Origin of the sequence: Rhizomicrobium sp., assembly GCA_037200385.1 — a bacterium.
Classification (GTDB): Bacteria; Pseudomonadota; Alphaproteobacteria; order Micropepsales; family Micropepsaceae; genus Rhizomicrobium.
Map to the genome: position 1 here is coordinate 1,177,883 of JBBCGL010000001.1, position 18,202 is coordinate 1,196,084.

The following is an 18,202-nucleotide window of genomic DNA, read 5'->3' on the forward strand; positions in this document are numbered from 1 at the left end:
ATGTCCGATATCTCGATCCCCGTATCGCGCGAATGGAAAGAACGCGCCTTCATCGACCGCGAGACCTACGACGCGATGTATGCCCGCTCCCTGTCCGATCCCGAAGGTTTCTGGGCCGAGCAGGCCAAGCGGATCGACTGGATCAAGCCCTTCACCAAGGTGAAGGACGTATCGTGGGATCCCGACAAGCTGCACATCAAATGGTTCGAGGACGGCACCCTGAACGTCGCCGCGAACTGCATCGACCGCCACCTGCCCCGGCGCGCCAAGCAGACCGCGATCATCTGGGAGGGCGACGACCCGAAGGACAGCCGCCATATCACCTATGAGGAGCTGCACCGCGAGGTCTGCCGTTTCGCCAATGTGCTCAAGGCGCAGGGCGTCGAGAAGGGGGACCGCGTCACGATCTACCTGCCGATGATCCCCGAAGCCGCCTATGCCATGCTGGCCTGCGCCCGGATCGGCGCGGTGCATTCGGTGGTGTTCGCGGGCTTCTCGCCCGACAGTCTGGCGGGCCGCATCGTCGACTGCGCCTCGACCGTCGTGCTGACGGCCGATGAGGGCTTGCGCGGCGGCAAGCCGATCCCGCTCAAGAAGAACACCGACGACGCGCTGCTCAAATGTCCCGACGTGACGAGCGTCGTGGTCGTCCGGCGCACCGGCGGCGAGATCGAGATGAAGGCCGGCCGCGACGTCTGGTATCACGAGGCGGCGGCGACGGTCTCGACCGACTGTGCGCCGGAGGAGATCGGCGCGGAAGATCCCCTCTTCATCCTCTACACCTCGGGTTCGACCGGCAAGCCGAAGGGCGTGCTGCACACCACCGGCGGCTACGCGATGTACACCGCCTTCACGCATCAATACGTCTTCGACTATCACGACGGCGACGTCTACTGGTGCACCGCCGACGTGGGCTGGGTGACCGGACACAGCTACATCGTCTACGGTCCGCTGGCGAACGGCGCGACCACGCTGATGTTCGAAGGCGTCCCGAACCATCCGACCACCTCGCGCTTCTGGGAGGTGATCGACAAGCACAAGGTCAACATCTTCTATACCGCGCCGACCGCGCTGCGGGCGCTGATGCGCGAAGGCGACGCGCCCGTGAAGAAGACCAGCCGCGCATCGCTGCGCCTGCTCGGCAGTGTCGGCGAGCCGATCAATCCGGAAGCGTGGCTGTGGTATCACCGCGTCGTCGGCGACGGTCGCTGCCCGATCGTCGACACGTGGTGGCAGACCGAGACCGGGGGCATCCTGATCTCACCCTTGCCCGGCGCGACCGATCTCAAGCCCGGTTCGGCGACCAAACCGCTGTTCGGGATAAGGCCCCAGCTCGTCGATGCCGACGGCAAGGTGCTGGAAGGCGCGACCAGCGGCAATCTGTGCCTGCTCGATTCCTGGCCGGGCCAGATGCGCACGGTCTATGGCGACCATCAACGCTTCATCGACACCTATTTCAAGACCTATCGCGGCAAGTATTTCACCGGCGACGGCTGCCGCCGCGATGCCGACGGCTATTACTGGATCACCGGTCGTGTCGACGACGTGATCAACGTCTCGGGCCACCGGCTGGGCACCGCGGAAGTCGAGAGCGCGCTCGTCGCGCATCACGACGTGGCCGAAGCCGCCGTCGTGGGCTATCCGCACGACATCAAGGGCCAGGGCATCTATGCCTTCGTGACCCTGAAGGTCGGCGTCGCCGCGACGGACGCGCTGAACGCCGAACTCAAGCAATGGGTCGGCAAGGAGATCAGCCCCATCGCCAAGCCAGACATCGTCCAATTCGCGCCGGGTCTGCCGAAGACGCGCTCGGGCAAGATCATGCGCCGCATCCTGCGCAAGATCGGCGAGGGCGACACGGGCAATCTCGGCGATACATCGACGCTTGCCGATCCGGCTGTCGTGGACGATCTGGTGCGGAACGCGCACCCTCGGTAGGGCCATCGCGCGCGAATGCGCGGTATCGCGTTGGCCGCCGCGGAAGGGAACCGACCGTATCGCCTGCAGTCTTATTATTAACGCGCCGGCTTAAGTGTTTGCAGAGGAAACTATGGCGTTGCCGCAGCGGACCGCCAATCCTCGACAGGGAACGGCTTTCTCGCTTTGATGAATGCCTTTGCGCAGCAACGTTACGTGTTTGAAATACATGCTCGACCTGTTAGACAATTGTTGCGCCGCACCACCGCGTATGTTTTCAAGCTGGACTCGGACTTATGTCGTTTCGTGTTATTGTAACCGATGCAAATTACCGGCCGAGCATCGCCCTCGCGCAGTACGCCAAAAGAGCCATCCCGGACCTGCATCTGATCGGGCACTCGACGGGACCATCCTATCCGGCGCGATGGTATTCCTGCTACGACGAGATCGTGTCGGACACGCCGCTCGCGCCTTTTCTGCAGAGCGCTCAATACGACATGGTGATCCCGGTCGGTGCCGACTCGGTGTTGGCGACATCGGCGGTCGCACCCGACAAGGCGGTGCTGCCGCCGCGCGACAAGATCGAAATCTGTTTCGACAAAGTCCGGACATTGGCGCTCGCGCGCGAGCAGAACGTTCCTTTTCCGGCAACCCGGCATTTCGAACGCGGCCAGCCACTCGATTTTTCGGGGATCGCGTTTCCCTGCGTCGTCAAGGCGGCGCGTGAAAACGCGCGCGGCAAGGTCGTCCGCTATTGCGACGACGAAGCCTCCCTGAAGGCGGAGGTCGCGAAGCAGTTGGAGACGATAGGCGGCAATGGCGGCCTGCTCGTGCAAGAGCGCATCGACGGCAGCGGCGCCGGGCTTTTCGCGCTGTGCGACCGCGGCAAACCGCTGCGTGTGTTCATGCATCAGCGCCTGCGCGAATATCCGCCGACCGGCGGCATCAGCGTGGCCGCCCGTGCCTTCTATTCGGAGCGCCTGAAGGAACTGGGCCTGCGGCTGCTCGCGGCGCTCGAATGGCATGGAGTGGCGATGGTCGAGTTCCGCCGCAGCCATGCGACGGGCGAATTCGTGCTGATGGAGATCAACGGCAAGTTCTGGGGCTCCCTCGAGCTTTCGCTCGCCGCCGGCGTGAACTTCGCCGCCGATCTCATCCGGTTCTACCGCGGGGAGACGCTCGAAGCCGATACGGGATTCGACCGCGACTGCGAATTCTACTGGCCGCTGGACGGCGATATCCTCACACTGTGGAAGACGGGCGCGCTCGGGAAGATGCGCGACTACTGGCGTCCCAATGCGCATACCAATCTCGGCGGAAGCTTGATGGCGGACGCGCGCAAATCGCTCGCGCTGGTCTACAAGGCGATCACGACGTGAACGACGGCTACCTTCGCGGGATCATCCACTGCCATTCGCGGCATTCCCACGACTCGCTGGTCAACATATCCGCCTATCTGAATGCGGCACGCCGGCACGCGCTGGACTTCATCGTTTTGACGGACCACGACACGATCGAGGGCTCGCTGGAACTGGCCGACGCCGCCCGCCGCATCCTGCCCCGTCTCCAGGTACCCTTGGCGGCCGAATACAATACCAGTCACGGCGACGTCATCGCCGTGTTCCTCAAGGAAGACATCGCCAGCCGCCAGATCGACGCGTTCTTCGCCGAAGCCCGCGCGAAAGACGCCCTGCTTCTATTGCCGCATCCCTATGTCGGGCACCAGGAAACCGAGGCGCTGGCGGCGCAGTGCGATCTCGTCGAGGTCGTCAATTGCCGCGCCTCGGCGCCGGCCAATCAACGCGCCACGGCGCTCGCCGCCGCGTTGGGCAAGCGCAGCTATCCCGCGTCCGATGCGCATTTCGCGCACAGCCTGGGCAATGCCATCGTCGAAGTGCAGGATTTGGGGTCGTTGCGCGCTTCGCTGTCCCATGGCCAAATGCGCTGGCGACAGCCGCGGCTGACCGGTCAGTTCGAATATGGTGCATCGCAGCTCATCAGCGCGGTCAAACTGAAAGACATGAACAGGCTGAAGATATTGGCAAAGCGGACCGTTCGCCGATTGTATGCCGGCCTAAATGGCAATGCGTGATGCCGGGATGACTGCGCCGGGCGTCACCATCGCCGTCGGCAGCGTCGACATCACGCCTCAGAAACCCGTTGGCCTCGGTGGATATTCCGGGCGCACGGCGCTCTTCCAAAGCATCGCCGATCCGCTGGAGGCCAACGTCCTGGTCCTCGCCGGCCCCGCGACGCGGGTGGTGTTCGTCACCATCGACTCGCTTTTCCCGGGCCGGACTTTGCGTGAGCACCTGCTGACGACGCTCGGCCTGAAGGACGAAGAGCTCGTCCTCGTCGCATCGCACACCCATTTCGCGCCCCTGCTCGCCCCCGAATTGCCCGGTCTTGGTCAACCGGCCCCCGATCAGGCCGTGTTCGTGGCCGAGCGGATCGCCGCCCTCGTCCGCTCCTTGGAAGGCAAGGGGCGCGCCGCGCAATGCTTCCATTCCCAAGGCAAGGCCGATCATGCGATAAGCCGGCGCCTCAAATGGCTGCGTCTCACGCGCAAGGGTCTTTCCTACGGCGCCGGTCTCGGGCCGAACCCCGGCGGCGAAAAGGACGAACGGATCGCGGCCTTGCGGTTCTGCGACGACGCCGGCCAAACCGTTGCGTTGCTGTGGAACTACGCCTGCCATCCCACCGACTTTCCGGAACGGCTGCAGGTTTCAGCCGATTATCCCGGCGTGGTCCGCGCCCGGCTGCGCGAAGCATTCGGCGATGTGCCGGTATTGTTCCTGCAGGGCTTCGCAGGGGATGTGCGGCCTCCCTTCAGCGGGACGACCCCCAGCCTGGCCGGACTGCTTCACAGGGTCCTGCTCGGACCGCAATTCCGCAGGCCCGCGATGCCCGAATGGCGTGCCTGGGCCGATGGACTGGCGGCGCGCGTGGTCGCGGCCTTCCGGTCGCCGGCCGCGCCGCTCGTGCTGAGCGAACCGGTGGCAACCCGTCTGACGGTGGCGGAGGCGCTGCTCGGAGACGGCGGCGGCGGCGACAAGCCGCTCGTGTGGCACAAGGTGGAATGCGGCGGTTTCCGCCTGCTCGCCGTCAACGCGGAGCCCGTCACCGCCTATCGCCGTCTGCTCGAACCCCATTTCACCGACAAGCTGCTGCTGACCGCAGGCTATATCGACCAGACGCACTGCTACCTGCCTGTCGACAGCATGCTGGACGAAGGCGGCTATGAGGTGGAAGGCTTTCGCCCGCTGTTCGGCTATCGCACGCGCTTTCGCAAGGGCATGCAGGCTGCCGCGATCGCGCCGCTGCTCCGCAGCTGATCGATCGTTCAGCGCGCTGCCGCGTTTTCCGCGTAGTCGTTCATCGCCGCGGCCATGTCGATATCGTTCTGCGTGACGCCTCCGGCATCGTGCGTCGAAAGCAAGACGTCCAGCTTGTTGTAGACGTTCGACCATTCGGGATGGTGGTCCATCTTCTCGGCCAGCAGCGCGACGCGCGTCATGAAGGCGAAAGCCGCGTTGAAATCCTTGAACAGGAAGCGGCGCACGATGGCGTCGCGGTCGCCGGCCGGCGTCCAGCCGCCGAGCGTCTTCAGCGCGGCGTCGCGCGCGGCAGCGTCGAGTTTTTTCATGCGAAAAGCCTCTGGGATTCGGGGTAATCTAGCGAACCATGGATTGGAACGATATCGAATCCCCGCCGCTCGACGTGTTCGAAGCCCTTGCGCGTTCGGCCTTCGAGGGCCTGCCAGCCGAATTCCGGGCCCTGACGGGGACGGTGGTTTTCCGTATCGAGGACTTTCCAGGCGAGGACGTCGTGCGCGACATGGCCCTGGAAAGCGAATTCGATATCCTCGGATTGTTCCAGGGACCGACGCTGGCCGACCACGAAGCGGGACGCGTCCACGGCATGCAGACGATGATCTTCCTCTATCGCCGGCCGATCCTCGACTATTGGGCGGAGCACCGCGAACCGCTTGGCGCGATCGTCCGGCACGTCCTGATCCATGAGATCGGCCATCATTTCGGATTGTCGGATGACGATATGGAGGCCATCGAGGCGGAAGACTGAGGTTCCGAAAGCCGGCGGCCGAGGCGCCCCCGGGGCTAGCCGCGCAGGCGATAGGCGTGTTCGGCGCGGTAGATGCTGCCGTCGCTGGTCAGCACGCTCGAATAGAGGATGAAGCCCTCGACCGCGAAGTCCGGCGAAGAGTAGAGCGCGTGGTCGGTGAGATAGTCCATCACCCGGCCGACACTGCCGCCGCGCAAGCGGGCGAGCGTGACATGCGGCGTGTATTTCTGACGATCTGCCGCAAGGCCTACGCGCTGCAGGGCGGTTTCCACCTTGCGCTGCAGATGCGTCAGCGGCTCGCTCGGACGTACGCCGGCCCATAGCGCCTGCGGCCGCTTGCCGCCGAACGCGCCCACGCCATGCAGCGCCAATGTGAAGGCGGAAGCGTCGATGGCCGACAATGCGTCGTGCGCCATGGCCGCCTCCCGGCCATCGACCTCGCCGATGAAGCGGAGCGTCAGGTGCAATTGTTCCCGGCTCTGCCAATGCGCGCCCGGTACGCCGCCCTGCAGCGAGGCGAGCGACGGTGCGACATCGTCGGGAATGGCGAGAGCAGCGAACAGGCGCGGCATCGCTCAGCCCCCCGCCCGCGCCAGGCGCCCAAGCGGCAAGGCACGGCGACAGAGCAAGACGATGACGCCATAGACGGCCACACCCAACGCGCCGCCGGCGCCGAGGCCGGCCAGACCTTTCAGTGCGTGCGCGACATGGAGATGCGCGGCGATCTCCACGCCCGCATAGGCGCCGAGACCGCCGCCGGCGCCGGCCAGCAGCACCGGAAGCATGGCGCGGCGGAAATTGCCGTCGATCACGAGCAGCCCTCGGCGACGCCCGAGCCAGACCAGCTGGCCGACATTCAACCAAGCCGCCAGCGACGTGCCCAGCGCGACGCCGGCGATGCCCAGATGCAGGCCAAGCACGAGCACCAGCTTGATCGCGATATTCGCCGCGATCGCTATGACGGTCGCACGAGCGGGCGTTGCGGTGTCGTGCCTCGCATAGAATGTCGACGCGACGATGCGCACCAATGCGAAAGCCGGGAGGCCCACGCCGTAGGCCGCGAGAGCAACCGCCGATTGCGCCGCCGCCTGCGCGCTGAAGGCGCCATGAGCGAAGATACCCATGACGGTACCCGGTATCGCAACGAACACCGCCGCAAAGGGCAGCGTCAGCAACAGCGACAGCGCCGCGGCATTGTTTTGCGCCGCGTCGGAGCCGGGTCGATCGTTCTTCGCCAGACGCGACGACATTTCCGGCAGCAGCACGGTACCGAGCGCGATGCCCAGCACGCCAAGCGGCAACTGGTTGACGCGATCGGCAAAGTATAGCGCCGTACGGCTGCCGACCGGCAGCAGGCTGGCGATCACCGTGTCGATGAAGGGCGCGATCATCACGCTGGCCGAACCGATGGTGACGGCGCCCAGCGCCTTGAAGAATTCCTTGATCTCCGGAGTCCAGCGCGGCCAGGAAATCCGCAGCGTCAGCCCGTCCCGCGCGGCGGCCCACAACATGAAGAAGAGCTGCAGAACGCCGCCCAGCAACACGCCCCAGGCGGCGGCATAAGCCGCGTTGGGAAACCAGTGCGAGGCGAGCAAGGTCGCGATCATTGCGAGGTTCTGGAAATTCGACCACGCCGCCGCGGCCCAGAATTTCTCGACCGCGTTCAGCATCGCGGAGAGCTGGATCGCGACCACGGTGAGAATGAGATAGGGGAAAGTGATCCGCGCGAGATCGACGGTGAGCGCGAGCTGCTTGGGATTGTCGGCGAAGCCGGGCGCCAGCAGATGGACGAGGAGCGGCATGAAGGCGAGCGCAGCGATCAGCAGCACAAGCTGGGCCGACATCTGCCAGGAGAACACCCGGTCGGCGAACACCGCCGCGGCGCGCGCCTCGCCCCTGGCGTGCAGCGCCGCATAGCGCGGCAGGAAGGCAGGATTGATCGTCCCTTCGCCGAAGATCTGACGGAAGTAATTCGGAAAGAGGAAAGCGACGATGAACGCGTCGGAATACCAGGTCTTTCCCAGCGTCCAGGCCATCAGCAAATCGCGGGCGAAGCCGGTGATGCGCGACAGCAGCGTGAACCCACCAACGGAGAGAAGACGCTTGAACATCGCTCAGCGCTTGGGCGGGCGGGCTTGCGCCACCAGCCGCTTCACATAGGGCAAGATGCGCTCGACCACGATCCTCACGCCGGCAGGGTTGGGATGGATGCCGTCCGCCTGGTTGAGCTTTGGATTCATCGCCACCCCATCGAGAATGAAAGGATAGAACAGCACGTCGAACCGCTTCGCCAGCCGCGGATAGATCGGATCGAATTGCGCGGCGTATTCGGGGCCGAAATTGCGCGGCGCCAACATGCCGGTGAGCAGCACGGGCACGTGCGCCGCCTTCAACTTCGTCAACACCGCGGCGATGTTGCTTTCCGTCTGCGCCGGCGACTGGCCGCGCAGTGCGTCGTTGGAGCCGAGCTCCAAGATCGCGGCATCCGGACGGTCGGCCAGCGACCAGTCGAGCCGCGCCAGGCCGCCGGCCGAGGTGTCGCCCGAGACGCCCGCATTGATCACCTTGGCGTCGATGCCTGACGCCCTCAGCCGCGCCTCCAGCACGACCGTGAAATCGAACCCCGGCGGCACGCCATAGCCCTGGGTCAGGCTGGTGCCGAGCGCGAGGATCTTGACCGGCGCGGCGTGGGCGGCGGACGCCATGGCGAGCGCGCAAAGCAGCAGCACGGCACTGCAAGCTGCCCACGCCATCGCGGGGACGCGCGAACTTATTTCCGCCACCCCACTACGGAAAGATGAAAACCATCCCATATCGGCTGTAAGGTCGCGCCCGCGAGTCATCGATGCACAATCCCCCACCCGCCATCAATTTGGAAGACGTGACGCTGACGCTGGCCAGCGTCGCCGGACCGGTCAACATCCTGAACGGCGTATCGCTCGCGGTTCCATCGGGTGAAACGGTCGCCCTGCTGGGGCCTTCGGGCTCGGGCAAGTCGTCGCTCCTGATGGTGGCGGCAGGCCTGGAGACCGCGACCTCCGGCCGCGTAACGGTCGCCGGCACCGACATCACCCGGATGGGCGAGGACGGACTGGCGCGCTTCCGCCGCGGCCGCATCGGGATCGTCTTCCAGTCGTTTCACCTCATCCCGACCATGACGGCGCTCGAGAACGTCGCGGTGCCGCTGGAGCTGGCCGGGATCGCCGACGCCTTCGACCGGGCGAAAAGCGAGCTCGACACAGTCGGATTGGGAGCGCGGCTCGAGCATTATCCGGGACAGCTGTCCGGTGGCGAACAGCAGCGTGTGGCGCTGGCGCGCGCCATCGCGCCCCGTCCCACCGTGCTGTTCGCCGACGAGCCGACCGGCAATCTCGACGGCGCCACCGGCAAGGAAATCTCCGACCTGCTCTTCGCGCTGCATGCCCGGACCGCGACCACGCTGTTTCTCGTCACCCATGAAGAAACGCTGGCCCGGCGATGTCATCGTATCGTGCGGCTCAAGGATGGCCGCATCGTGGCCGATGAACCCATAGTGCGTTCTCCCGTCCCGGCAGGCGCGGCATGAGGGTCGCCGCATGATCCGGCTCGCCCTCCGCTTCGCGCGGCGCGAGATGCGGCAGCGACTGAGCGGCTTTCGTATCTTCTTCGCCTGTCTCGTGCTGGGCGTCGCCGCGATCGCCGGCGTGGAATCGCTTTCCGCGGCGTTCCTCACCGGACTGGCGGAACAGGGCCGCACCTTGCTGGGTGGCGATGTCGTCGTGCATCTGGTGCATCGCGAGGCAAGCGCCGAGGAACGCGCCTGGATGGCGGAGCGCGGGCGCGTCTCCGAGACCGTCTCGATGCGCGGCATGGCCTATGCGCTCAAACGCGGTGTCGAAGACGAGCGCCAGCTCGTCGAGCTGAAAGCTGTCGACCGCGCTTATCCGTTCTTCGGCACGGTATCGCTGTCGCCGGCGCTGAATCTCAAAAAAGCGCTGGCCTGCGACGCGGAGGCTTGCGGCGCGGTGGCGGAACAGACGCTGGTCGACCGCCTGCATCTTGCGCCCGGCGGCCTGATGAAGATCGGAACGCAGGTTTTCCGTCTCAGCGCGGTGTTGAACGGCGAACCCGACCGAATCTCGGGCGGCTTCAGCCTTGGCCCGCATGTCCTGATCGGCATGGCGGCGCTGCCCCGCACCGGTCTCGTCACGCTCGGCAGCCTGATCGACTACAACTACCATCTCGTGTTGCCGCCCGACGCGGACCCGAAGGCGTTCAAGGCACGAGCGACGGCCGCATTTCCCGATGCCGGCTGGGACATCCGAGACCGCAGCGACGCCGCGCCCGGCATCCGCCGCTTCGTCGAGCAGGTCACCATGTTCCTCACCCTGGTCGGCCTCACCGCGTTGGCGGTGGGCGGCGTGGGCGCCGGCCAGGCGGTCAGCGCCTTCCTCGACCGCAAGCGGGGCGAGATCGCGATCTTCAAGTCGTTGGGCGCCGACGGCACGCTGATCTTCCTGATCTTCTTCCTGCAGGTGATGGCGATCGCGGCCTTGGCGGTCGTCACCGGATTGATCCTGGGCGCCTTGCTGCCCTTCGGCGTCCAATATGCTTTCGCCCAAGACCTTCCGGCCCCGGCGCATTTCGCGCTCTATCCGGGGCCGTTGCTGTTCGCCGCCGCCTTCGGGTTGCTGTCCGCGATCGCCTGCGCCGTGCCGCCTTTATCGCGCGCGCGGCTGATCCCGCCCGCCAGCCTGTTCCGCGATCTCGTCGCGCCGGCGGATGCGCGCGGCGCCCTGCCCTATTTGTTGGGTGCGGGCGTCGCGGGCCTGGGAATCGTGGCGCTCGCCCTGCTGCTGGCTCCGGCGCCGGACTTCGCCGCGGAGTTCATGGGCGGGGTGCTGGCCGGACTGATCCTGTTGCGCCTGATCGCGGAAGGCTTTCGCTTCCTGCTCAAGCGCCTGCCGCGACCGCGCATGCCGACGCTGCGGCTGGCGCTGGCCAATCTCACGCGGCCCGGCGCGGCAACGACGGGCGTGGTGACCGCCCTGGGGCTGGGCCTCACCCTGCTGGCCACCGTATCGCTGCTCGACCACACCATCTCGGCCCAGGTGAAGGATCGTTTGCCGGGCACGGCGCCCAGTTTCTTCTTCGTCGATATCCAGCCGGACGAGGCGGTGCGCTTCGACGCGGCGATCCTCAAGTTCAAATCGGCGGAAGACTTCAAGCGCACGCCGATGATCCGGGGACGGATCGTCTCGCTGAAGGGCGTGCCGGCGAAGGACGCGAAGATCGCGCCGGACGCGAAATGGGCGGTCAGCGGCGATCGCGGCATCACCTATGCCGCAGAGCCGCCCGACGGCACCGTCATCACGGACGGACGGTGGTGGGCCAGGGACTATGCCGGTCCGCCGCTGGTCTCCTTCGATGCCGCGCTGGCGGAGGGGATGGGGCTGCGGATCGGCGACAAGCTCGTGATGAATGTGCTGGGGCGGGAGATCCCCGCCACCATCGCAAACCTGCGCAAGGTCGATTTCACGACCGGCGGGCAGAACTTCATCATCGTGATGTCGCCCGAGCCCATTTCGCATGCGCCGCATTCCTTCCTCGCGACGGTGCGCGTCGACCCGCGCGACGAAGAAGCGCTGTACCGCGCGATCACGGATGCGTTCCCCAACATCTCGACCATCCGGGTGAAGGACGCCATCGCACAGGTCGATGGACTGCTCCAGGAATTGAGCGACGGCGTGCGGGCGGCGAGCCTTCTCACCATCCTCTCCGGTCTGCTGGTGCTGGCCGGTGCGATCGCCGCAGGCGGGCGCGGGCGGCTCTACGACGCAACGGTCCTGAAGGTGCTGGGTGCGACGCGGGCCCGAATCGCCCTGGTCTATGTGATCGAGTACGGCGTCACAGGATTGCTGACCGGCCTGCTGGCGCTGGGCGCCGGGACCTTGGCGGCGGCCGTCATCTGCGAGCAGGTCCTGGGAGTTCCGCTGATCTTCGACGCGGCCGCGGCCTTGCTGACGGTCGCAGGCGGTGGCGCCGCAACCTTGTTGTTCGGGCTCGCAGGCGCCTGGACGGCCCTGGCGGCCCGGCCGGCGCAACAGCTGCGTGCGCCATAGCGTCCCCTGCGGGCGTGATGCAAGGATTAGGGCGATTTAAGCTGCCGTCTTGATACCGCGTCTCCGAAACACGATATAATGCGGGAGCCGGCGACCTTGCCGGGAAGAAAGGGTTTCACATGGCTGACTTCGACAACCGCGTCCTGCCCGGCCAGGCGGCTGCCGCCGGCGTGTATGACGAGGGCCTGCGCGGCTACATGCTGCGCGTCTACAACTACATGCTGATCGCGATGCTGGTCACCGGCGTCAGCGCCTACGGCATCTATTCCGCTTCGGTGACGACCGATCCGGCCGCCGCTGCCGCGCATCTCAGCGGTGGACTTATGCTCACCAAGCTGGGCGTGGCGATCTTCACCTCCCCGCTCCGCTGGGTGATCATGCTGGCGCCCGTCGGGGCCGCGCTGTTCCTGCAGGCCCGCGTGCGGGTGATGTCGGTGGTCGGCGCCCAGGCGGTGTTCTGGGTCTTCTCCGCCCTGATGGGCTTTTCCATCGCGGCGATCTGCATGGTCTATGCGCAGACCGACATCACGCAGGCCTTCTTCCTCACGGCCGGCGCGTTCGGCGGGCTCAGCCTCTACGGCTACAGCACCAAGCGCGACTTGTCGGGCATGGCGTCGTTCCTGATCATGGGCATGTGGGGCCTGTTCTTCGCCCTGATCGCGAACATCTTCTTCGAGTCGAAAGGCGCGCAGCTGCTGCTGTCGATCATCGGCGTCGGCATCTTCGCCGGCCTGACCGCCTATGACTCGCAGGCCATCAAGGAGCGCTATTCCGCCAACGACGACGGCACGGTCACGGGCCGCAAGGCGATCCTGGGCGCGGTGCACCTCTACATCGACTTCATCAACATGTTCCAGTTCCTGCTGTACATCATGGGCGGCAGCCGCCGCTGAGCAGACGCGCAGGCGGAATCAAGGGCCTCGGTGCTTCACCGGGGCCCTTTTTCGTTAGCGTCAGCCGCCGGTCGCGAGCGCCTTGAGCAGTTTCTTGTCGAAGACCCGCAGCACCTGGGCGAGGTCGTGGCCGCGCTTGAGGATGTGGCCGGTGGCGGCGATCACGGAATACATGCCCTGGGCGCCACGCAGCCGCGGCCGCTTCTCCACCCGGAACAGCGGGACCTCGGAGGTGCGGCGGAAGACCGAGAACACCGCGACGTCATCCAGGAAATCGATCGCATAGTCGCGCCATTCGCCGGCCGCGACCATGCGGCCATAGAGCGTCAATATCCGGTTGAGCTCGGCCCGGTCGAAGCGCACCTGCGCGGCCGTGAAGCCTGCCTGGCCCTGGTTGGATCCGCCTGAATGGTCTGTCCGCGCGGCCGGCGACGGGCCTGCGCGGAGGAACGCTATGGGTTCTTCCGCCATCGGTGGAAGTTTGGCCTTGTCATGGGACTGTCGCAAGCCCCCAACGCCGGCCACTGGCGTTCGCGGACGGCCTATCGCTTCACCGCCAACATCACCCCGTCGCCCACCGTCGCGAGCGCCATGTCGACCCGGCTGTCCGCATGGATCTTCGCGTTGAGGGCGCGCAAGGCGGCAGTGTCGGGGTCGGTGACATCCGGATCGGCGACGGCGCCACTCCACAGCATGTTGTCGAGCGCGACCAACCCGCCCGGCCGCAGCAGGCGCAGCACGCGCTCGTAGTAGCCGTCATAGTTGGTCTTGTCCGCGTCGATGAAGGCGAGATCGAAGGGGCCTTCCCCCTTGGCGATCATCGCATCCAGTGCCGCCAGACCCGGGCCGAGGCGCAGATCGATCTTCGCCTCCACGCCGGCTTCCTTCCAGTAGCCACGCGCCTTGTCGGTGAATTCCTTGCTGACATCGAGCGCCACCAGCCGGCCGGCCGGCGGCATCGCCAAGGCGACGCTGAGCGCGCTATAGCCGGTGAACGTGCCGATCTCGACATAGTGCTTTGCATCCGTGAGCCGGGCGAGAATCTGGAGAAACGCGCCCTGCTCCGGTGCGATCTGCATCACCGCGTTGGGCAGCTTGGCGGTCTCTTCGCGGCAGCGGATCTGCGCCGGCGCTTCCCGCGCGCCTGTCTTGCTCAGATACGCCATCAAGGCGTCGGTGGCGTGCACGAAGCGTCCCATGAGGTCTCCTTCGCCGCAAAATGGTCACGATGAGACCATCGCACGGCCGTGGTTTCCGCCGACGGTCCTGTCGCCGGCGGGTCCGAGTTGACGGGCCGCACGCGAGCGAATCAAGCCCCCAGCCCTCTCTTGCGGGCGCCTTGATCGGCCCGCCGGATTTTCTCCGTGTCAGACGTTGAGCTTGCGGATGTTGGCCGCCATCTGGCCGAACAGGCCGCCGATGGCGCCTGTCAGGATGGTCAGCGCCGTGCCGACCGGCAACACGATCAGCGTGACATCCCGCAGAACGTTGGCCAAGGCGATGCCGATAAGGCCCGCGGCGCCGCCCGCGATGGCGCCGCCGAACGCACCTTTGGCATAGCCCTTGGCGAAATCGCGCGCATAGAACAGCCCCGCCAGACCGGAGATCATCATCGTGCCGAACGCAAAGACATTGGCGCGCACCCAAGGGACGTAGTGCCCCAGCACAACAAGCGTCACCTGCAACGCGACGCCGGTGACCGTTGCCTGCTGCACGAGTTTGCCGTCGAACATACCGGTTCCTTCCGCCGGACGCGGCACGCGTCCTCGCGCCAATGATGGCGGATCGCCGGTGCGATTCAAGCCGAGACGGTTCCCGAAACAAGACGCCCGATCGCCCCGCCAACGGCGCCGGTGACGGCAGAACTCGCCGTCCCCAGCACCAGGATGTTGGCGGGCACGTCGTGCAACGCGAAAGAGACCGCGATGCCGATCAAGGCGCAGACCCCGCCCGCCAGCGCGCCGCCCAGCGCCGCACCGCCGAGGCTGGACGCTCTGCGGCCATAGAGAAAGCCGGCAGCCAGCGAGATGGCCATGCCGCCGAACGCGAACACGTTCATCTTGACGAAAGCGACGAAATGACCGGCGACGACCATGGCAAGTTGAAGCACGGTGCCGGCGATGGTAGCGCCCTGAAGCGCCTTGGTGTCGAGCATGGCGTTCATCCTCGGGGTTTGCAGGGAATCAGTTCTTTCCGAATCTGCCGGCGAGCGCGATCAGGTATTCGGCGTTGCCGCCGCGCAGATGGTCATAAAGTTCGTCGTATCTCGTGCCGGTGGCAAAGCCGATCACGGTCTCGGTCACTTTCGTCCTGCCGGCGCCGGCATCCTCGAAGGTCATCACCGTGCGCACGGTGGCGAACGTCGCCGGATCGAACGGACCGCCGGCGGGAACGAATTCGTTCTGCCAGGCCAGCATCGCGTCCGGCAGCCAGAGCACGATCCGGTGGCGCACATTGCCGGGATCGCCGATTTTCGCGCCCGGCATGAGGCCAAACTCGATCGTCCCGCCATTGCCGGGCGTGATATGCGCAACGGGTACGCCTGACCACTGCATGAAGGCGCCGTCATCCGTAAAGGCCGCCCAGACCGCCGGTCGTGCGGCATCGACCACGACGGATTCGCGCAGCACCCGCGCTCCGTCCGCATCCTGGAACGAATCGTCCTTCACCGCGGCCCGCGCAGGCGAGAACAGCAGCGTGGCGAGCGCCAAAACGGCCAAGTGACGAGCCTTCATGATGTCTTCCTCTTCGAAGCGGCTTCGGTCTCGAGCCGGGTGACGTAGTCGCGCAGCATCGCCACCGAGCGGTCGAAGGCGGCGAGATCGCGGTGGGTACGCGACTGCATCACGCCACCCTCCATCGTGGTCAGCGTGAAGATCGCAAGGCCGCGGCGGTCGAGATCGCGCGGCAGGCGCGCGCCGGCCGCGACATAGCATTCCTCGACGGCATCCACCCAGCCGTCGAAATTCACCGCGATGAGATCGCGCACCGGCGGATCCGGCTCGTGAATCTCCAATGCGAGGCTGCCGATCGGGCAGCCATAGAAAAAGTCACTGCCCTTGAGCGCCTGGCGATAGCGCGCCAACAGCGCAAAGACGCGCTCGATCGGGTCCTCGACGCCCTCCCAGGCCGGCGCCAGCAGCATCGGGCGGATGCCGTCGCGATACCGGCGCAACACCTCGATCAGCAGGTCCTGCTTGGTCGGAAAGAAGTGATAGAGGCTGCCGCTATTCGCATTGGCGGCGCGCAGGATGTCCGCCACCGAAGCGGACTCATAGCCCTTCTCGGAAAACAGCCGCATCGCGGTCATGACCAGCCGGTCTTTGGTGTCCTCAGCCACATCGCATATTTGATTGATCATTCAATCAAGTCAAGTGACGCCATTCATACGGAGTTGAGACGGCGGCCGCCGCGTTCCGGACGCGGGAATCCATAAACCAACTTTAAGCCGTCCGAACTTGCGATGCGGTCGCGATTTCTCTAAGCAAACCTTGGCTTTATCCACCAGGCGACATGATCGAAATCGAGGGACTGACCAAGCGCTTCGGCCCTTACACGGCCGTCGCCAATCTTTCGCTCAACGTCGCCAAGGGCGAGGTTCTGGGGTTCCTCGGGCCGAATGGCGCCGGCAAGTCCACGACCATGAAGATGGTGACCGGCTTCCTTGCGCCCAGCGCGGGACGCGTTCGCGTTTGCGGCCATGACGTCGAAACGGACACCCTCGCCGCCCAATCCGCCATCGGCTACCTGCCGGAAGGCGCGCCCGCCTATGGCGACATGACGGCGCGGCAATTCCTGACCTTCATCGCCGAGATACGCGGCTTCAAGGGCGCGGCGGCGCGGGCGAGGGTGGAGGCGGCAACCGCCAAGACCGAGCTCGAAGGGGTGCTGGACCAGCCGATCGAGACGCTGTCGAAAGGCTTCAAGCGCCGCGTCGGCCTGGCGCAGGCCATCCTGCACGACCCGCCGGTGCTCATCATGGACGAGCCGACCGACGGGCTGGATCCCAACCAGAAGCATGCGGTGCGGACGCTGATCCGCGGCATGGCGGCGCAGAAGGCGATCATCGTTTCGACCCATCTGCTCGAGGAAGTGGAAGCCATCTGCACCCGCGCGGTGATCATCGACCGGGGGCAGATCGTCGCCGACGGGACGCCGGCGCAATTGCTGGCGCGCTCGCGCTATCACAACGCGGTCAGCATCGCCCTGCCCCTGGCGCAGCAGAGCGCCGCCGTGGCGAAGCTGAAGGCGCTCGGCTCGGTCGCGAGCGTCGAAGCCGCGCAGCGCGATGGCGGCACGGTGCTGATCACCGCCTTTCCGCGCAATGGCGCGCTCCCGATCGAGGACATCAGCGCGCTCGCCGTATCCGAGAAATGGGACGTCAAGGAATTGCGCGCCGAGGCCGGCCGTCTCGACGAGGTGTTCCGCGCCATCACCACGCATGACGCGACGCGCCCGAAGGCCGCCGCGGCATGAAATACATCTGGCCGATCTTCAAGCGCGAATTCGCAGGCTATTTCGCGACGCCGCTCGCCTATGTCTTCATCGTGATCTTCCTGCTCGCGATGGGCGCCTTCACCTTCTATGTGGGGCGCTTCTTCGAGAACAACATCGCCGACCTGTCGGTGTTCTTCGGCTACCATCCCTGGCTCTACCTGTTCCTGGTGCCGGCGATTTCGATGCGGCTATGGGCGGAGGAGCGGCGCACCGGAACGATGGAACTGCTGCTGACGCTTCCCATTCCGCTCTGGGCGACGGTGGCCGGCAAGTATCTCGCCGCCTGGGCGTTCGTCGCCGTGGCCCTGGCCCTGACCTTCCCGATCTGGATCACGGTCAATTACCTGGGCGATCCCGACAATGGCGTGATCGTCGCGTCCTATGTCGGCAGCCTGCTGATGGCCGGCGGCTATCTCGCGATCGGCGCCTGCGTCTCCTCGACCACCAGCAACCAGGTGATCGCCTTCGTCGTCACGGTCGTGGTCTGCTTCCTGTTCACGATCTCCGGCGCGCCGCTGGTGCTCGACGTCTTCCGCGCCTGGGCGCCGCTGGCGCTGGTCAACGCGGTGTCGTCGTTCAGCTTCCTCACCCATTTCCAGCAGATCGAAGCGGGCGTCATCGACCTGCGCGACCTGATCTATTTCTTCTCGCTGATCGCCTTGTTCCTCGCCGCGAACATCGTCGTCGTCGACCTGAAGAAGAGCGGTTGAT

Annotated in this window: 20 protein-coding genes; 10 read left to right on the forward strand and 10 right to left on the reverse strand. The window is 65.8% G+C overall.

Features of this window, described 5'->3' with window-relative positions; translation table 11 throughout:
* The 4 genes from acs to WDM91_05780 all read left to right on the forward strand — a co-directional run bounded on the left by acs (position 1) and on the right by WDM91_05780 (position 5,252).
* Positions 1-1,938 carry an acetate--CoA ligase gene (gene acs / locus WDM91_05765; GenBank protein MEI9994079.1) on the forward strand — a complete coding sequence of 646 codons (1,938 nt, stop codon included), beginning with the start codon at positions 1-3 and terminating at the stop codon, positions 1,936-1,938.
* 275 nt (positions 1,939-2,213) lie between these two features.
* Positions 2,214-3,296, forward strand: a complete 1,083-nt coding sequence (locus tag WDM91_05770) for a hypothetical protein (GenBank protein ID MEI9994080.1) — start codon at positions 2,214-2,216, stop codon at positions 3,294-3,296.
* Positions 3,293-4,009: a PHP domain-containing protein gene (locus tag WDM91_05775; protein ID MEI9994081.1), complete on the forward strand. Its 717-nt coding sequence runs from the start codon at positions 3,293-3,295 to the stop codon at positions 4,007-4,009. Before WDM91_05770 ends, WDM91_05775 begins: the two co-directional genes overlap by 4 nt.
* Before the next feature lie 7 nt (positions 4,010-4,016).
* The gene (locus WDM91_05780; GenBank protein ID MEI9994082.1) at positions 4,017-5,252 is read left to right on the forward strand and encodes a hypothetical protein; all 1,236 of its coding nucleotides are present in this window, start codon (positions 4,017-4,019) and stop codon (positions 5,250-5,252) included.
* Between the two features lie 8 nt (positions 5,253-5,260).
* Here WDM91_05780 and WDM91_05785 read toward each other — a convergent pair whose 3' ends face one another.
* Positions 5,261-5,563, reverse strand: coding sequence for a 4a-hydroxytetrahydrobiopterin dehydratase (locus WDM91_05785; GenBank protein ID MEI9994083.1), 303 nt, complete (start codon positions 5,561-5,563; stop codon positions 5,261-5,263).
* A gap of 38 nt (positions 5,564-5,601) precedes the next feature.
* Between WDM91_05785 and WDM91_05790 the strand changes: the two genes are divergently transcribed.
* Positions 5,602-6,000: a metallopeptidase family protein gene (locus WDM91_05790; protein ID MEI9994084.1), complete on the forward strand. Its 399-nt coding sequence runs from the start codon at positions 5,602-5,604 to the stop codon at positions 5,998-6,000.
* 35 nt (positions 6,001-6,035) lie between these two features.
* Here WDM91_05790 and thpR read toward each other — a convergent pair whose 3' ends face one another.
* From thpR to WDM91_05805, 3 genes are read right to left on the reverse strand one after another with little or no spacing between them, the layout of a single operon-like run.
* Positions 6,036-6,572, reverse strand: a complete 537-nt coding sequence (gene thpR / locus WDM91_05795) for an RNA 2',3'-cyclic phosphodiesterase (GenBank protein MEI9994085.1) — start codon at positions 6,570-6,572, stop codon at positions 6,036-6,038.
* Positions 6,573-6,575: 3 nt separating this feature from the next.
* Positions 6,576-8,111: a murein biosynthesis integral membrane protein MurJ gene (gene murJ, locus WDM91_05800; protein ID MEI9994086.1), complete on the reverse strand. Its 1,536-nt coding sequence runs from the start codon at positions 8,109-8,111 to the stop codon at positions 6,576-6,578.
* A 3-nt stretch (positions 8,112-8,114) separates the two neighbouring features.
* Positions 8,115-8,705: an arylesterase gene (locus tag WDM91_05805; GenBank protein ID MEI9994087.1), complete on the reverse strand. Its 591-nt coding sequence runs from the start codon at positions 8,703-8,705 to the stop codon at positions 8,115-8,117.
* A 140-nt stretch (positions 8,706-8,845) separates the two neighbouring features.
* Here WDM91_05805 and WDM91_05810 point away from each other — a divergent pair, with 140 nt between their 5' ends.
* From WDM91_05810 to WDM91_05820, 3 genes are all read left to right on the forward strand, one after another.
* Entirely contained in the window at positions 8,846-9,565 is a 720-nt protein-coding gene (locus WDM91_05810; GenBank protein ID MEI9994088.1) for an ABC transporter ATP-binding protein, read from the forward strand.
* 10 nt (positions 9,566-9,575) lie between these two features.
* Complete coding sequence (locus WDM91_05815; protein ID MEI9994089.1) at positions 9,576-12,101, forward strand: FtsX-like permease family protein; 2,526 nt, start codon at positions 9,576-9,578, stop codon at positions 12,099-12,101.
* Between the two features lie 119 nt (positions 12,102-12,220).
* The gene (locus tag WDM91_05820; protein MEI9994090.1) at positions 12,221-12,994 is read left to right on the forward strand and encodes a Bax inhibitor-1/YccA family protein; all 774 of its coding nucleotides are present in this window, start codon (positions 12,221-12,223) and stop codon (positions 12,992-12,994) included.
* Positions 12,995-13,054: 60 nt separating this feature from the next.
* On the opposite strand, the gene WDM91_05825 is transcribed toward WDM91_05820, so the two are convergent.
* The 6 genes from WDM91_05825 to WDM91_05850 form a co-directional block, all read right to left on the reverse strand.
* Entirely contained in the window at positions 13,055-13,465 is a 411-nt protein-coding gene (locus WDM91_05825) for a DUF2794 domain-containing protein (GenBank protein MEI9994091.1), read from the reverse strand.
* Positions 13,466-13,536: 71 nt separating this feature from the next.
* A complete protein-coding gene (locus WDM91_05830) occupies positions 13,537-14,193 on the reverse strand; it encodes a class I SAM-dependent methyltransferase (protein MEI9994092.1) in 657 nt (218 codons plus the stop codon).
* Positions 14,194-14,361: 168 nt separating this feature from the next.
* A complete protein-coding gene (locus WDM91_05835; protein MEI9994093.1) occupies positions 14,362-14,727 on the reverse strand; it encodes a hypothetical protein in 366 nt (121 codons plus the stop codon).
* A 65-nt stretch (positions 14,728-14,792) separates the two neighbouring features.
* On the reverse strand, positions 14,793-15,149 hold the full coding sequence (locus tag WDM91_05840) for a hypothetical protein (GenBank protein MEI9994094.1): 357 nt from the start codon (positions 15,147-15,149) through the stop codon (positions 14,793-14,795).
* Positions 15,150-15,177: 28 nt separating this feature from the next.
* Positions 15,178-15,729: an SRPBCC domain-containing protein gene (locus WDM91_05845; GenBank protein MEI9994095.1), complete on the reverse strand. Its 552-nt coding sequence runs from the start codon at positions 15,727-15,729 to the stop codon at positions 15,178-15,180.
* The gene (locus WDM91_05850; protein ID MEI9994096.1) at positions 15,726-16,334 is read right to left on the reverse strand and encodes a TetR/AcrR family transcriptional regulator; all 609 of its coding nucleotides are present in this window, start codon (positions 16,332-16,334) and stop codon (positions 15,726-15,728) included. Before WDM91_05850 ends, WDM91_05845 begins: the two co-directional genes overlap by 4 nt.
* A 173-nt stretch (positions 16,335-16,507) precedes the next feature.
* On the opposite strand from WDM91_05850, the gene WDM91_05855 reads away from it, so the two are divergent.
* Both WDM91_05855 and WDM91_05860 read left to right on the forward strand, forming a co-directional pair.
* Complete coding sequence (locus WDM91_05855; GenBank protein MEI9994097.1) at positions 16,508-17,470, forward strand: ABC transporter ATP-binding protein; 963 nt, start codon at positions 16,508-16,510, stop codon at positions 17,468-17,470.
* Entirely contained in the window at positions 17,467-18,201 is a 735-nt protein-coding gene (locus WDM91_05860) for an ABC transporter permease (GenBank protein MEI9994098.1), read from the forward strand. Before WDM91_05855 ends, WDM91_05860 begins: the two co-directional genes overlap by 4 nt.
* Position 18,202 lies beyond the last annotated feature (1 nt).